At 70.3% G+C, this 14,454-nt stretch carries 12 protein-coding genes; 8 read left to right on the top strand and 4 right to left on the bottom strand.

Features of this window, described 5'->3' with window-relative positions:
- Positions 1 to 7 precede the first annotated feature (7 nt).
- Positions 8 to 1,564 carry a GMC family oxidoreductase gene (locus JIG36_RS40995; RefSeq protein WP_236049221.1) on the bottom strand — a complete coding sequence of 519 codons (1,557 nt, stop codon included), beginning with the start codon at positions 1,562 to 1,564 and terminating at the stop codon, positions 8 to 10.
- A gap of 96 nt (positions 1,565 to 1,660) precedes the next feature.
- On the opposite strand from JIG36_RS40995, the gene JIG36_RS40990 reads away from it, so the two are divergent.
- Positions 1,661 to 2,422, top strand: coding sequence for a glycerophosphodiester phosphodiesterase family protein (locus tag JIG36_RS40990; RefSeq protein WP_203381994.1), 762 nt, complete (start codon positions 1,661 to 1,663; stop codon positions 2,420 to 2,422).
- A gap of 305 nt (positions 2,423 to 2,727) precedes the next feature.
- Here JIG36_RS40990 and JIG36_RS40985 read toward each other — a convergent pair whose 3' ends face one another.
- Positions 2,728 to 2,898, bottom strand: coding sequence for a hypothetical protein (locus tag JIG36_RS40985; RefSeq protein WP_203381992.1), 171 nt, complete (start codon positions 2,896 to 2,898; stop codon positions 2,728 to 2,730).
- A gap of 223 nt (positions 2,899 to 3,121) precedes the next feature.
- Positions 3,122 to 4,057 carry a hypothetical protein gene (locus tag JIG36_RS40980; protein ID WP_203381990.1) on the bottom strand — a complete coding sequence of 312 codons (936 nt, stop codon included), beginning with the start codon at positions 4,055 to 4,057 and terminating at the stop codon, positions 3,122 to 3,124.
- 460 nt (positions 4,058 to 4,517) lie between these two features.
- Here JIG36_RS40980 and JIG36_RS54450 point away from each other — a divergent pair, with 460 nt between their 5' ends.
- The 5 genes from JIG36_RS54450 (at position 4,518) to JIG36_RS40955 (ending at position 10,264) form a co-directional block, all read left to right on the top strand.
- Positions 4,518 to 5,951 carry a hypothetical protein gene (locus JIG36_RS54450; RefSeq protein ID WP_203381989.1) on the top strand — a complete coding sequence of 478 codons (1,434 nt, stop codon included), beginning with the start codon at positions 4,518 to 4,520 and terminating at the stop codon, positions 5,949 to 5,951.
- Positions 5,952 to 6,198: 247 nt separating this feature from the next.
- A complete protein-coding gene (locus JIG36_RS40970) occupies positions 6,199 to 7,029 on the top strand; it encodes a siderophore-interacting protein (protein WP_203381987.1) in 831 nt (276 codons plus the stop codon).
- Positions 7,030 to 7,060: 31 nt separating this feature from the next.
- Complete coding sequence (locus tag JIG36_RS40965; protein WP_203381985.1) at positions 7,061 to 8,254, top strand: CynX/NimT family MFS transporter; 1,194 nt, start codon at positions 7,061 to 7,063, stop codon at positions 8,252 to 8,254.
- A 430-nt stretch (positions 8,255 to 8,684) separates the two neighbouring features.
- Positions 8,685 to 9,530 carry a class I SAM-dependent methyltransferase gene (locus JIG36_RS40960; protein WP_203381983.1) on the top strand — a complete coding sequence of 282 codons (846 nt, stop codon included), beginning with the start codon at positions 8,685 to 8,687 and terminating at the stop codon, positions 9,528 to 9,530.
- A gap of 203 nt (positions 9,531 to 9,733) precedes the next feature.
- Entirely contained in the window at positions 9,734 to 10,264 is a 531-nt protein-coding gene (locus JIG36_RS40955; RefSeq protein WP_203381981.1) for a peptide deformylase, read from the top strand.
- Here JIG36_RS40955 and JIG36_RS40950 read toward each other — a convergent pair.
- Positions 10,261 to 11,214 carry a helix-turn-helix domain-containing protein gene (locus JIG36_RS40950; RefSeq protein WP_203381979.1) on the bottom strand — a complete coding sequence of 318 codons (954 nt, stop codon included), beginning with the start codon at positions 11,212 to 11,214 and terminating at the stop codon, positions 10,261 to 10,263. The genes JIG36_RS40955 and JIG36_RS40950 overlap by 4 nt on opposite strands.
- A 384-nt stretch (positions 11,215 to 11,598) precedes the next feature.
- Between JIG36_RS40950 and JIG36_RS40945 the strand changes: the two genes are divergently transcribed.
- Positions 11,599 to 13,542, top strand: a complete 1,944-nt coding sequence (locus tag JIG36_RS40945) for a M4 family metallopeptidase (protein WP_438870794.1) — start codon at positions 11,599 to 11,601, stop codon at positions 13,540 to 13,542.
- 187 nt (positions 13,543 to 13,729) lie between these two features.
- Positions 13,730 to 14,242: a CAP domain-containing protein gene (locus JIG36_RS40940; RefSeq protein WP_203381977.1), complete on the top strand. Its 513-nt coding sequence runs from the start codon at positions 13,730 to 13,732 to the stop codon at positions 14,240 to 14,242.
- Positions 14,243 to 14,454: the final 212 nt, after the last annotated feature.

Below are 14,454 nucleotides of genomic sequence, written 5' to 3'. Positions count from 1 at the left end.
GGACCTCCTATTCTCGGTTCAACTCGGCGCTGATCAGGTCGGCCGCGCGTTCGCCGACCATCAGGACGGTCACCATCGGGTTCACCGAGGGCATCGTGGGAAAGACCGAGGCGTCGGCGATGCGTACGTTGGGAACGTTTTTCAGCCTCAGCTCCGGGTCGACCACCGCCATCTCGTCGTCGGCCCGGCCCATGCGGCACGTCCCGGCCGGGTGGTAGACGGTGTGGTGCGCGGCCCGCCCGTACGCGGAAAGCTCCTGATCGGACCGCAACGCCGGCCCGGGCGCGATCTCGCGGGCGATCCACGACGCGAAGGGTTCGGTCGCGGCGACCTCGCGGGCCAGGCGCAGGCCGTCGACGATCGTGCGTTCGTCGTAGCCGCCGGGGTCGGTGAAGTAGCGGAAGTCGAGCAGCGGCTTGGTGGCCGGGCCGGCGTCGGCCAGCGTGAGGCGGCCGACGCTGCGCGGGCGGGGCACGTTGGGGGTCATGCCGAAACCGTGCTCGGGCACGTCGTAGCCGAGGCGCTCGGTGTTGACCGTGAACGGGATCTGATAGAGGTGGAACATCAGGTCGGGACGGTCGGCGGACGGGTCGCGGCGCACGAACAGGCCGGCGTCGGAGTCCATCGCGGACATCGGCGGGATCGGGCGGCTCGCCTCCCAGAGGATCAGTGACTCGGGGTGGTCGAGCAGGTTCGCCCCGACGCCGGGCAGGTCGTGTTGCGGTTTTATGCCGAGCTGCTCGAGGTCTTTTGCCGGGCCGATGCCGGAGAGGAGCAACAGTCTTGGCGTGTCCACGGCGCCGGCGCTGAGGACGTACTCATGTCGCGCCTTTATCCGTTTCACGTTTCGCCCGTTTTTTACGGATACACCGGTGCTCGGGTCGAGATGGTAGGCCCAGTGCTCGGTGAGGACCGTCAGGTTGGGGCGGTCGAGGTGCGGGTGCAGATAGGCGACCGAGGCCGACGACCGTACACCCGTCTCCGGGTAGTAGCCGACCGGGAAGAAGCCGGTGCCGTCGGCGAACGGCGCGGCGTTGAAGTTCTCGACGACCGGCACCCCGAGCGCGCGGTGACAGGCGGCGACGAAGTCCTCGGTCAGCGGGTTCCGGTCCTTCGGCGCGACCGGCACGATGTTCACCGCAAGACGCTTGAAGAGCGGAACCATTTCCTCGTACGACCACCCGGCGGCCCCCGCGTTCACCCAGTCGGCGAAATCGTCGGGCGGGGGCAGAAAACTGATCATGGTGTTGTGCGACGAGCAGCCACCCAGCACCCGGGCCCGCGCGTGCCGCAGATACGAGTTGCCGCGCGGCTGCGGGACGATCGGATAGTCGTAGTCGAACTCCGACTCGAGCAGGCCGAGCCAGTTGCGCAGGTGAAGAATCCGCTGGTCACCCACGTCGGACGGGCCGCCCTCGATGAGACAGACCTCGATGCCGGGGTCGGCCGACAGGCGCGAGGCGATGACCGAACCGGCCGTTCCGCCGCCGACGATGACCACGTCGTACTCGATGGTTTCCAGGATGCGCCACCTTCCGTCGCGCCCTCTCCCCGCCGTCGTCAAAGAATCATCAGGCGACGGCGCCGGTCAATGTCATCGACGGACTTTTACCTCTGTGCAACAAAGCACGCCCCCGTTCCGGGACCTTAGGATCACGTCGTGCCCCACCCGTACCTGGACGCGCCACCGCTGGCCTTCGCCCACCGCGGTGGCGCCGCCGACGGCGACGAGAACACCGCGGAGGCGTTCGAGCGGGCGGTGAAACTCGGTTACCGGTACGTCGAGACCGACGTGCACGCCACCGCCGACGGCGTGCCGGTCGTCTTCCACGACACCACCCTCGACCGGGTGACCGACGGCGCCGGCCGCATCTCGTCGATGACGTGGGCCGACCTGCGCTCGGTGCGGATCGGCGGGGCGGCCGCGGTCCCCCGCCTCGACGAGGTGCTGGCGGCCTGGCCCGAGATCCACTTCAACATCGACGTGAAGTCCGACGCCGGGGCCGAACCCGCGGTCTCGTGTGTGCAGGCCTCAGCCGCCGCCGACCGGGTGCTGCTGGCCTCGTTCAGCGACCGTCGCCTCGCCCGCATCCGGGCCCTGGCCGGCCCCACCGTCGCGACGTCGCTGGGCGTCCGCTCGGTGGCGATGCTGCGGATGGCCTCGCTGACCGGCCTGCCGCTACGGCTACCCCCGTCGGTCGCGGCCGTGCAGGTGCCGCCCCGGCAGGGCCCGGTCCCGATCGTCGACCGCCGCTTCCTGGCGTTCGCCCACCGCCTCGGCGTGCAGGTCCACGTGTGGACGATCGACGACCCGGCCGAGATGAACCGTCTGCTCGACCTGGGCGTCGACGGCATCATGACCGACCGCCTGACCGTGCTGCGAGACGTCTACCAGTCGCGCGGCCTCTGGCCGACCCCCTGACGAGCCCCAACCCCGCCGGCACCCGCATCGAGGGCGACACGCCCGGCGCCGTGTCACCCCGCGCGCCCGCCCACACCCACGTCAGCGCGGCGCGCCACACCACCTCGCGCGCCCGCCCACACCCACGTCAGCGCGGCGCGCCACACCACCCCGAGCGCCCGCCGCAGCCACGTCAGCGCAGCGCGCCACACCACCCCGAGCGCCCGGCCGCAACCACGTCAGCGCAGCGCGCCACCCCGCGCGCCCGGCCGCAGCCACGTCAGCGCAGCGCGCCACACCACCCCGAGCGCCCGGCCGCAACCACGTCAGCGCAGCACGCCACCCCGCGCGCCCGCCCACACCCACGTCAGCGCGGCGCGCCACACCACCCCGAGCGCCCGCCGCAGCCACTCCAGCGCGGCACGCCACCCCGCGCGCCCGGCCGCAACCACGTCAGCGCGGCGCGCCACACCACCGCGCACACCCGCCTGCCGCACGCCAACGCACCACGACAGCGCGACACGCCACATCAACCCGCGGGCCGAATCACCGCACCGGACGCGCACGCCCACCGCAACTACGACAGCGCTACCTCGCTCAACGCCCGCCCACACTCAGGACAGCGCGACACACCACCCCACCCGCGCGCCCACGCTCATGAGAGCCGCGCGCCATCGCGACCAGATGACCGTTCACGCCACCCCGCGACCGGTCGGGGCGTCAGTCGACCGTGATGGTTCCGGTGACCGCGGTGCCGGGGGCCGCGGGCGCGCCCGTGCCCTCGGGAATGCGCTGCGGCACGTTGATGCCGTGCGAGTAGTAGTGCATGCCCGGGAGTTCGCGCAGCACGTCGGTGACCTGCTCGGCGCCGTCGCCGGCCCAGAACGTCGCCTCGAACGCGAACTGGTCGCCGCTGGTGGCGCCGGGAGTCAGGACGCCCGTGTCTCTCAACTCGTACGTCTGACCGGGTTCGAGGTTGAAGTTGTGCACGTCGCAGAACTGCTCGGGACCGTAGAAGGCCGAGCTGGGGACGCCGGGACCGCCGTACCCGCAGTTGACGTCGGGGCCACCGGGCCGCCACCGCAGACCGGTGTCGCCGACGAGGCGCCACGTCAGGTCGGTGACCGTGGTGCTGCCCAGGTTCGTCACCTGCAGCACCACCTGGGCCTTGGTGGTCGAGTTGGGCACGTTGTAGGTGGCCGTGGCCGGTCCGGCGACGACGTTGACGTCGGTGGCGGTCAGGGCGGCCGTAGTCACGACCGGGTCGAAGCCGTCGGCCTCGATCGTGACCTGCACCGAACCGGACGTGCCGACCGCTGCCCCGGGCGCCGTCGCGAACAGTTGCGGCACCCGCCACGCGTCCGGCCCGCCCAGCGAACCGAGGTCGCAGCCGGTCGAGCAGTCCTGCCCGTCCAGCGTCACCGAAGCGAACCCGGCGCCGGTGGTGTCGACCGTCAGACGCACGCCGTCGAGCGACGCCGGAGCGGGCGTGCCGTTGGAGGCGATGACCACCGGCAGATAGGAACCGGTGATGGTGGAGACCCCTACGTCAGGGACGAGGAGGTCGAAGGGTGCGGGCTCGGCCGCGCCGGCGGGCGCGGGCAGAACCGCGACGGCCACCGCCACAACCGCGGCCGAGGTCAGCAAACGTCCCATGCTCTTCATCAGATCCCCCGTGATCGATGTGTTGAGTTCCAGCGACCCTAGCGCCCCCGGCACCGCCCCCGCAGCCCCGCGCCACCGTCCACAGCCGACCTGCGACCTTTTCGAAATGCTCGACAATCATGCTGGAATGGTTTTCCCAGGTTGCTCCAAGGTGCATCCGGCCGAACGTGGTCTACATTTTCCTGGGAGCGGGACGACCGGAGTCACCTCACGGTGACTCTCCGAGAAAGTTCCAGCTCAGCAAGATTTTTGCGATCATGGTTGAACCCTCCACATCATCCGTTCGGCTGATGTCCGGGGTTCGGCATGCGGCCCATATTTTTTCTTTAAGTTCTGGCTAAGAATCCATCAAGTTTGCTCCCGGAATTGCATTCCGGCGGGGTGGCTCTTACCGTCTGGGAGCCGGTCGGAAATTGGGCCGGGTGGATTCTTCGAAGATGAGGTATCACGCATGCGTAGGTCTGCTTACCGCCGCGCGGCCGCCACGCCGTCGGGACGCAACCGACGGCTGTTCGCGGTCGGGGCCGTGATCGCCGCCCTGGGTGCGGCCGTGGGCTTCGCCCAGATCTCCGGCGCCGCCGAGAACGACCGGCCCGAGGGCAGCGGAGCCGGCAAGGTCGTCAACGGACAGGTGATCCTCACTGACACTTGTATCGACAGCAACCTGACCCCGCACAACGGGTTCCAGGAGGGCAGCCGCTGCATCTCCACCGAGTTCGGTGAGGTCGGCGAGGCCAAGGACAACCCGAGCCTGCTGATCACCCAGGCTCCCGAGCGGGTCGCGGCCAACACGCCGTTCACGCTGACCATCAGCACCCGCAACCTGATCCGCGACCGCTTCCTCGCGGCCGGCAAGGGTGGCTACTACGTGGAGAGCTCGGTCCTCAAGGACGGGCTGGTCCGCGGCCACTTCCACACCGCGTGCCGGATGCTGCCGAGCACCGACGAGGCGCCCGCGCCCGACCCGGTTCCGGCCTTCTTCGTCGCGACCGAGGACAGCAAGGGCAGCGCGACCCCCGACGAGGTGGTCATCCAGGTGCCCGGCATGCCGGAGGACGGCATCGCGCAGTGCTCCTCGTGGGCCGGTGACGGCTCCCACCGCACGCCGATGATGGTGCGCGCCAACCAGACGCCCGCGATCGACGCCGTCCGCATCACCGTCGGCAACGCCGGTGGCGGCAACAACGGCGGGGGCAACAACGGTGGCGGCAACAACGGTGGCGGCAACAACGGTGGGAACAACGGCGGCGGCAACAACGGTGGGAACAACGGCGGCGGCAACAACGGTGGGAACAACGGCGGGGGCAACAACGGCGGCACGCCGGGCAACCCGAACACCACCGTCTCGCCGACCAAGCCTCCGGTGCAGACCCCGACGACCGCGCCGACCGTGAAGGACGACTTCACGCCCGACCCGACCAAGCCGGCCACCCAGCAGCCGACCAAGCCGACCGGCACCCGGCCGCCCGCGACGACGCAGCCGCCCGCCAACACCGGCGGCGGTAGCAACAACAGCGGCGGCAACAACAACGCCGGCAGCGGCAATGCCGGCAGCGGCAACGAGTCGGACTCGGGCGACGACGACGCCCCGGTGACCAAGGCCCCGAAGCCCCGCGCGACCACCAGCAGCGCGGCGCCCGCGGCCGGCGGCACCGACTACACCTACGACGACGGCCAGTTCAACTCGGGCAACAAGGCCCCGGTGGCCGACCAGGTCGCCCAGGTGCAGGCCGACGCCCCGAAGAAGGACGAAGGCGGCCTGCTCGCCCTGACCGGCAACAACACGGTCGCGGTGATCGGCGGCGCGGCGGTCCTCCTGATGATCGGCCTGATCATCATGGCCCTCACGCGGCGCCGGAGCCTCCCGGGCAGCACCTGGGAGTAGCCGGCCCGGCAACGACGACTAAGGGCGGTCCGCATCACGCGGGCCGCCCTTTTTCGTATGCTCCTTCCCGCGGCGCGCCCACCTCCCCCGTACGGCGCAATCGGCTCTTTCCGCGGGGTGCGAGCGCCCTCGACCGTGAGCGTGCGGCTGCCCTTTCCCGCGGGGTGCGAAGTGAGGGTAGCCTTACCAACGATGACCAACTGGCGCTCGTTCGACGGCGCCGAATCCCGGTAGCGAAGGACTAAGCATGGCTAACAGGCCGGCACGAGCAGCGACCGAGGCGGTCGTCACCCGGGTGGAGCAGCTCACCCCGCACATGGTCCGCGTGGTTCTCGGTGGCGAGGGCCTGCGCGCGATCACCGCGGGCGACTGCACCGACCACTACGTCAAGGTGCTGTTCCCGAAGGCCGGGGTGGCCTATCCGGAGCCGTTCGACATGGGCGCGATCCGCGAGAGCGTCGCCCGTGAGGACTGGCCCGCAGTCCGCACGTACACGGTCCGCCGCTGGCGCCCCGAGCTCCCCGAGATGTGGATCGACTTCGTGGTGCACGGCGACGAGGGCATCGCCGGCCCGTGGGCGGCCGCGGCCGCGCCCGGTGACGTGATCCGGTTCATGGGCCCCGGCGGCGGCTACGCGCCCAGCGCCGACGCCGACTGGCACCTGCTCGCGGGTGACGAGAGCGCGCTGCCCGCCATCGCCGCCGCGCTCGAGGGCATGCCGGCCGGTGCGCGCGTACGGGCGTACGTGGAAATCGAAAGCCCCGACGAGGAGCAGAAGCTCGAGACCCCGGCCGACGCGGAAATCACCTGGCTGCACCGCGACGGGCGCCCCGTGGGCGAGGCGCTGATCGAGGCCGTGAGGGGGTACGAGTTCCCGGCCGGCCGGCTGCAGGCGTTCGTGCACGGCGAGGCGAACTTCGTCAAGGATCTCCGCCGCTACCTGAAGAACGAGCGCGGCATCCCGATGGACCAGCTGTCGATCTCCGGCTACTGGCGTCGCGGCATGAACGAGGACGGCTGGCAGTCCTCCAAGCGCGAGTGGAACCAGCAGGTGGAACAGGAGCAGGACCGCGCGTGACCCCGATCTTCGGTGGGTCGATGATGTGTAAGTGGTGGTGGACGAGGAAGACCTGACCAACAAGCGCCGTGGGCGCACGGTCGCGCTGGTGGCGTTGCTGCTGGCCGCCGTGAACCTGCGGCTGGCGGTGACCAGCGTCGGCCCCGTGCTCGACGAGATCCGCTCCGGTCTTCACATGAGCTCGACCGTCGCCGGGCTGCTCGCATCGGTGCCGGTGGTGTGTTTCGCCGCCGTCGGCCTGACCGCGCCCCGCCTGGCCGGCCGCTTCGGGGCGTCCCGGGTGATCCTGGTCGGTCTCGCCGTGCTGGCGACCGGTCTCGCGGTACGCCCGTTCGCCCCCGGCACCACCCTGTTCCTGCTGCTCAGCCTGGTCGCGCTGGCCGGCATCGCGGTGGTCAACGTGCTGCTGCCGTCGGTCGTCAAGGACCGTTTCCCCGACCGCGTGGGCGCTACGACGGGCTTCTACACGGTCGCGCTCAACGTCGGCGCCACCACCGCCGCCGCGGCCACCGTCCCCCTCACCGAGCACACGTTCGGCGGCGACTGGCGGATCGGCCTGGCCTGCTGGGCCGCGGTCGCCCTGCTGGCCGTGCCGTCGTGGCTGCCCTTGGCCCGCGAACCGTTCGCCCGGCCCACCGAGGTCCGGACCGACGACCTCGTACGCGTGAGCCGCCACCCGGTCGCCTGGGCGCTGGCGGTCTATTTCGGCATGCAGTCCACCTCGGCGTACGTGATCATCGGCTGGCTCCCCCAGATCTACCGCGACGCCGGAGTGTCCGCCGAGACGGCCGGCGTCCTGTTCGCGCTCACGTCGTTCCTGGGCGTGCCGCTGGGCTTCGGTCTCTCCGCCCTGGCCGGCCGGGTGCGCAGCCAGTCCTGGATAGCCGTCGTCCTGGGCGTGTTCGGCCTGGCCGGCTATGGCGGCCTGTGGTGGGATCCCGCCGCCGCCCCGTGGCTGTGGGCCACCTTCCTGGGCATCGTCAACACCGCGTTCCCGCTGGTGCTGACCCTGATCGCCCTGCGCGGCCGCACCCCCGCCACGGTCGTGAAGCTGTCCGCTTTCGCCCAGAGCGTCGGCTACATCATCGCCATCCCCGGCCCGTTCCTGGTCGGCGCCCTGCACGACGCCACCGACGGCTGGCGGGCCCCCTTGGCGCTGGTGTTGTGCCTGATGGTGCCCCAGATCATCGCGGGTTGGTTCGCCGGCCGGGACCGCCAGGTCTAGGGCCCTATCCGGCGGATCACGCGGGAGTGAGGCGTACGGGCTCGGCTGACCGAGGCCGCCGAGCCCTCGCCCACCTGACCGCGCCGCGCCCTGCTGATCGCCCTGCTGACCCCACTCGCTTGATCGCGCCCGTTTGATCGCACAGGACTGGCCGCGCCTCGCCCATCGTGCCGGTCTGACCGCGCCCTCCGATCGCGCCGTCTTGATCCCGCGCACTTGATCTCGCGCTCTTGATCTCGCGCTCTTGATCTCGTTCTTTTGATCAAGTCCCGAAATAGGGGCCCACCCACCGGGGACCCCCGTCCCACAAGGAAAAAACTACGCCTGGGGACGGGGTCGGCGACTGGGTTGTCCACAGGCACGACGAGACCTTAACGTTGGTTATCCACAAGCACGCTGATCAATGGCCTGATGAGGCAGAGTGTGAGCCATGACCGGTGACGTGTGGGAGGTGGGCGACGCCTACGAGGCCTATGTCGGCCGGTGGAGCCGCCGGGTGGCCGTCGAGTTCGTGGGCTGGCTCGGTGTGCCGGCCGGGCGACGGTGGCTCGACGCCGGCTGCGGCACGGGGGCTCTCACCTCGGCGATCCTGGCTGCCCCGGCCGATGTCACCGGTGTCGACCCGTCGGCCGGCTTCCTGCGCAGTGCCCCACAAACGGCCGGCACCCGACAGACAGGCGGCACCCCACAGACAGGCGGCACCCCACAAACGGCCGGCGCTCGCCTGGTGGTCGGCGACGCGGCGGCCCTCCCTCTGCGCGACGCCAGCTTCGACGTCGTGGTCAGCGGACTGGCGCTCAACTTCGTGCCCCGCCCCGAGCAGGCGATCGCCGAGTTCGCGCGGGTGGCGGCGCCGGGGGCGGTCGTGGCGTCGTACGTCTGGGACTACGCGACCGGCATGCGGATGATGCGCTATTTCTGGGACGTCGCGGCCGAGGTCGTGCCGGCCGCCGCCGATCGTGACGAGGGGTCGCGCTTCCCGATCTGTCATGAGCCGGCGCTCCGGGCGGCCTGGGCGGGGGCCGGGTTCACCGAGGTCGCCACGCGGGCGATCGAGATCCCCACCGTGTTCTCCGGGTTCGACGACTTCTGGCGGCCGTTCCTCGGTGGTCAGGGCGCGGCCCCGGCATATCTGGCGACCCTCGGGGAGGACGAACAGATGGAGATCCGCGAACGACTACGGGAACGCCTGCCGGACGGGCCCGACGGCAGCATCGCCCTCACCGCGTCCGCGTGGGCGGTGCGCGGCCTGGCGCCGGCCCCGGGCGACGCATGACGCGGCCCGGCCCAGCGGACCAGCCGACCCCACCCATCACACGAGAAGAACAGAACCCCGGCACGACAGGCCACAGCCTGATACCGACGCAACGCGCGAGTCTGGAGGCGGCGGCCCACGAGCCCGTCGCGGCGCATCGCGCAAAACCGGGCGGGGCAGCAGACGAGCAGAAGCCGGCCGAAGAACCGACCCCGGCGCAACGCATGGCGGCGATCGGCATCGTGCAGGTGGGTGATCCGGGGTTGCGCAGACCGGCCCAACCCTTCGACCTGCCCCGCGAGGCCGCCGAGGCGTACGAGGTCGTCGAAAGCATCCGTACGGCGATGGACCGCGTAGCCGAGGCCCACCAGTTCGCCAAGGGCATGGGCATGGCGGCGCCGCAGATCGGCCTCGACCGGGCCGCCGCCGTCATCCGCACCGCCGAGGGTGAACTCGTGCTGCTCAATCCGCGCGTGACCGACCAGGCGGCCGAGCGCGACATCCGGTTCGAGGGCTGCCTCAGCTTCTTCGACGTCCGGGGCGAGGTCGAGCGCCCGGCCTGCGTCGCGGTCGAGCACCGGCGGCCCGACGGCACTGTCGAGACCACACGGTTCAGCGGCGGCCTGGCCCGGCACGTGCTCCACGAGATCGACCACCTGGAGGGCCGCCTCTACACCGACCGCATGCCCACCGGCACGACCGTCATCCCGCTCTCGGAATATCAGGGCACCGGCCGCCCGTGGAGCGAACCTTAGGCGGCCAGGTCTCCCCACGCCGACGGCGCACGCTCGGCGAACCTCCAGCGCAGACGGATCTGGCTGGTCAGCAGCAGTTCGCGCAACCGCAGCGTGTAGACGACCGTGCCGTTCTCCCCGGGTGCCTCGGTCGGCGAGAACCCCTTGATGCCCGCGTACGAGAGAATCTCCGCGCTCACCTCGGCGGCGAGCGCGGCCGGCAGCCGGAGCGACATGGTCAGCGCCCGGGTCGGGAACCGGATGTCGCGCTGGAACCACTGGCCCCACAGGCTGGCGGGCACCCGGTAGGAATAGGTCACCCGTGTGCGCTCGCCCGGATAGAGCGGGAACCTCGCCCGGGCGTTGCCGAAGACCAGCACCATTTTCACGTACGCATCGGAGGAGCGCGTCACGCTCACGTCCATCGGTTCGGGCCGGTCGTCGCCGACGAACGCCTCGAAGTCGAGGTCGGACAGCTGCAGCGGGCTCTCGGCGTAGAGCCGGCGCGACACCCCGGGCTGGTCGGGGAAGCGGTCGACGTCGACGCGCACGGGGTAGCACGTGACGGGCCGGTCGCCGACGTTGCGCACCACACGCTCGACGCGGCAGGAGTACCAGCCCTCGGCGTACGTGAGGGTGGCGTTCTCCTCCTCGATCACCAGTGTGGCCGGCAGCATCGGGCTGGGCTCGTAGTCGTTGCGGAGGACCGGCGACGGCGTGGGCTCACCGGCGGCCTGCCGGCACTGCTCGTACCGCGAGATGATTTCACCCCCGCTCGCCAGGACCGCCTCGGCGCGGCCGGCGAACTCGAGGGTCGGGTGGTGGCGCAGGCTCTCCACGTGGCTGATGTACGACGGGTGGTAACCCATGGACGCGGCGAGCTGCTTCTTGGAGAGGCCCCGGCGGGTGCGCCAGGCGGTGAGCACCTGTGCGAACGCGGCGCGGGCCGTGAGCTCGAGTTGTGAGGTCATCACACACTCCTGAAGGGACGCTGTCCGGCCATGATGCCCCACCGGCAACCACCCGGCCAGAGTCAGCGTGGTCACTTTACGGATTCAGAAGATTACTCTGTGCACACTTGAATGACCGTTCATCCTGTTGAATCATGCTCGCAGCAGAGCTGCCACGCGGCGCAAACCGCTCCCCGCAGACGCCGAACTCCCCGCGGCGGTGGCACAGCAGGCCGGGACAACCCCCGAATCGAAGCTCCCGCTCAGTCATGCCGTCATGTCGCGCGGCCGGTGGTCGTACGGCGCAAGGGTTTTCCCTGATTCGGTGACGAGCGTCGATGCCTACCGTCTCACCATCGGACCTTGAGCCCGCCCTAAACCCCCGGGCGGGAAAGGAGTACCCGCGTGAAACGTCGAACCCCTCTGATCATCGCGCTGGCGGCCGGAACCGCGGCCGCCGGGGCCATGGTCGCGGTGACCGGGCCGGCCACCGCGGCGCCGCAGGATCCCTCGGCCGCCGCCGCGCTGGCCGCCGACAAGGCGGACGCCCTCGTCGCGAGCCGCCCGGCGATCCTGCACGCCGGCTCGAACGAGACCTTCCAGCAGCAGAAGGTCATCCAGTCCTCCGGACTCAACTACGTGCCCTACAAGCGCACCTACAAGGGCTTCCCGGTCGAGGGCGGCGACTTCGTCGTGGTCACCGACGCGGCCGGGCAGACGAAGGCCACCTCGGTCGCGCAGAGCGCCCCGATCGGCGAGCTCTCCACCGTCGCCAAGATCGCTGACAGCGCGGCCGCGGCGACGGCCAAGGCCCAGCTCAAGACCGTGACCACCGTCGAGGGCACAAAGCTGGTCGTGCTCGCCGAGGAGGGCGCGGCCGCCAAGCTGGCCTGGCAGACCACGGTCGCCGGCACCAACGCCGAAGGCCCGAGCCGCCTGACCGTTGACGTGGACGCCGCCACCGGCAAGGTGCTGCGCACCACCGAGCGGGTCATCGACGTCACCGGAACCGGAACCGGCTGGATCAACGGCTCGGTCTCGATCGACACCACCCAGTCCGGCTCGACCTATCTGCTGCAGGACCCCAGCCACACCACGATCCGCTGCCAGAACGCCTCGGGCAACACGACGTTCAGCGGCTCCGACAACGTGTGGGGCAACGGCTCCGGCACCGACCGGGAGACCGGTTGCGTCGACGCGTTCTACGTCGCGCAGAAGCAGTACGCGATGCTCTCGTCGTGGCTCGGCCGCAACGGCCAGAACGGCAGCGGCGGCGCGTGGCCGATCCGTGTCGGCCTGAACGACCAGAACGCGTACTACGACGGCACGCAGGTGCAGATCGGCAAGAACACGGCCGGGCAGTGGATCGCCTCGGCCGACGTGGTCGGGCACGAGCTGGGCCATGGCATCGACGACACCACCCCCGGCGGCATCTCCCGCTCGGGCACCCAGGAGTTCGTCGCCGACACCATCGGCGCGGCCACCGAGTGGTACATCAACAACCCCAACGACGCCCCCGACTACCAGGTCGGCGAGGAGGTCAACCTGGTCGGCAGCGGCCCGATCCGGTACATGTACAACCCGTCGCTGGCCGGCGACAGCAACTGCTACTCCAGCAGCACCCCCGGCTCCGAGGTCCACGCGGCGGCCGGCCCCGGCAACCACTGGTTCTACCTGATGGCCGAGGGCACCAACCCGACCAACGGGCAGCCGGCCAGCACCCGCTGCTCCGGCTCGGGCGCGATCACCGGTCTCGGCATCCAGAACGCCATCAAGATCATGTACAACGCGATGCTGATGAAGACGTCCAGCTCGTCGTACCTGAAGTACCGCACCTGGACGCTGACCGCGGCCAAGAACCTCTTCCCGAACAGCTGCACCGAGTTCAACACGGTCAAGGCGGCCTGGGACGCGGTCAGCGTGCCCGCCCAGTCGGCCGACCCGACCTGCACCGGTGGCGGCACCACCCCGCCGCCCACCACCACGCCGCCGCCGAGCGGCTCGTGCACCGGCACCAACGCCACCGACGTCACGATCCCCGACGCCGGCTCCGCGGTGAGCAGCAGCATCGCGATCAGCAACTGCGCCCGGGCCGCCTCGGCGACCTCGACGATCGCGGTCAACATCGTCCACACCTACCGGGGTGACCTGAGGGTCGACCTGGTAGCCCCGGACGGCACGGTCTACAACCTGAAGGCGACGTCGAGCTCCGACAGCGCCGACAACGTCAACACGACCTACACCAAGAACCTGTCGAGCGAGCAGGCCAACGGCACCTGGCAGCTGCGGGTGCAGGACGTCTACTCGCAGGACACCGGCTACATCAACACCTGGACGCTGACCGTCTGATCGTCCTTCCCCCTGACGCGGGACCGGCTTGACGCAGCCGGTCCCGCGTCCCTTTTCGCCCTGGTTGTCGGATCAGCGGGTGCGCGCAGGTTGCCCCGCGTTGCCTTCCGGGTCCGCTTCTTCATCCGGCGCCGCGCTCCCCGATCGGTATCGCTGACAGCAACCGAACGTCAGAAGGAGCCAGATCTTGAAGCGTTTCGTCCGCAAGGCCGTCGTTGCCGCCGCCATCATCGCCATCCCGACCCTCGTCGGCGCCCCCGCGTTCGCGGCCGCCACCGCCGAGGCGCCGAAGAAGGTTGCGGTTGCCGACCAGGCCGCGTACGAGACCGAGGTCGTCAAGCTGACCAACGCCGAGCGCACCGCCCGCGGCTGCAAGGCCCTGCGGATCGACGACCGCCTGGTCACCGCCGCCCGCGCCCACAGCACGGACATGGTCAAGCAGAACTTCTTCAGCCACACCGGTTCCGACGGCAGCAACTTCGTCACCCGCGAGGTGCGCGCCGGCTACCCGCGCAACGGCGCTTCGGCCGAGAACATCGCGTGGGGCTACCGCACGCCGCAGCAGGTCGTGACCGGCTGGATGAACAGCCCCGGCCACCGCAAGAACATCCTGAACTGCGCGAGCACCGCAGTCGGCGTGGGCGTGGCCTACACGTCGGGCGGCGCCCCCTACTGGACCCAGGACTTCGGTCGGGTCTGACAACGTAACCAAGGTCAAGATCTGGATGTCCCGGACGCTCAAGATCAAGCTCCGGGGCCGGATGTCCCAACGGGGTGGCGGGTGACCGTCGCTCCGCCCCACCAAAACAAGGTCAAGAGCTTGATGTCCCGGCTGGGTGGTGGGTGACGGACCGTCGCTCCCGCGGGGACCGCGGCGGGCTTCGCTGGCCGCTGGCGCGTCCAGAACGCGAA

Source organism: Paractinoplanes ovalisporus (assembly GCF_016834655.1).
Classification (GTDB): domain Bacteria; phylum Actinomycetota; class Actinomycetes; order Mycobacteriales; family Micromonosporaceae; genus Actinoplanes; species Actinoplanes ovalisporus.
The sequence above is the reverse complement of the archived record's forward strand: the minus strand, read 5'-3'. Positions and strand labels throughout refer to the sequence as shown.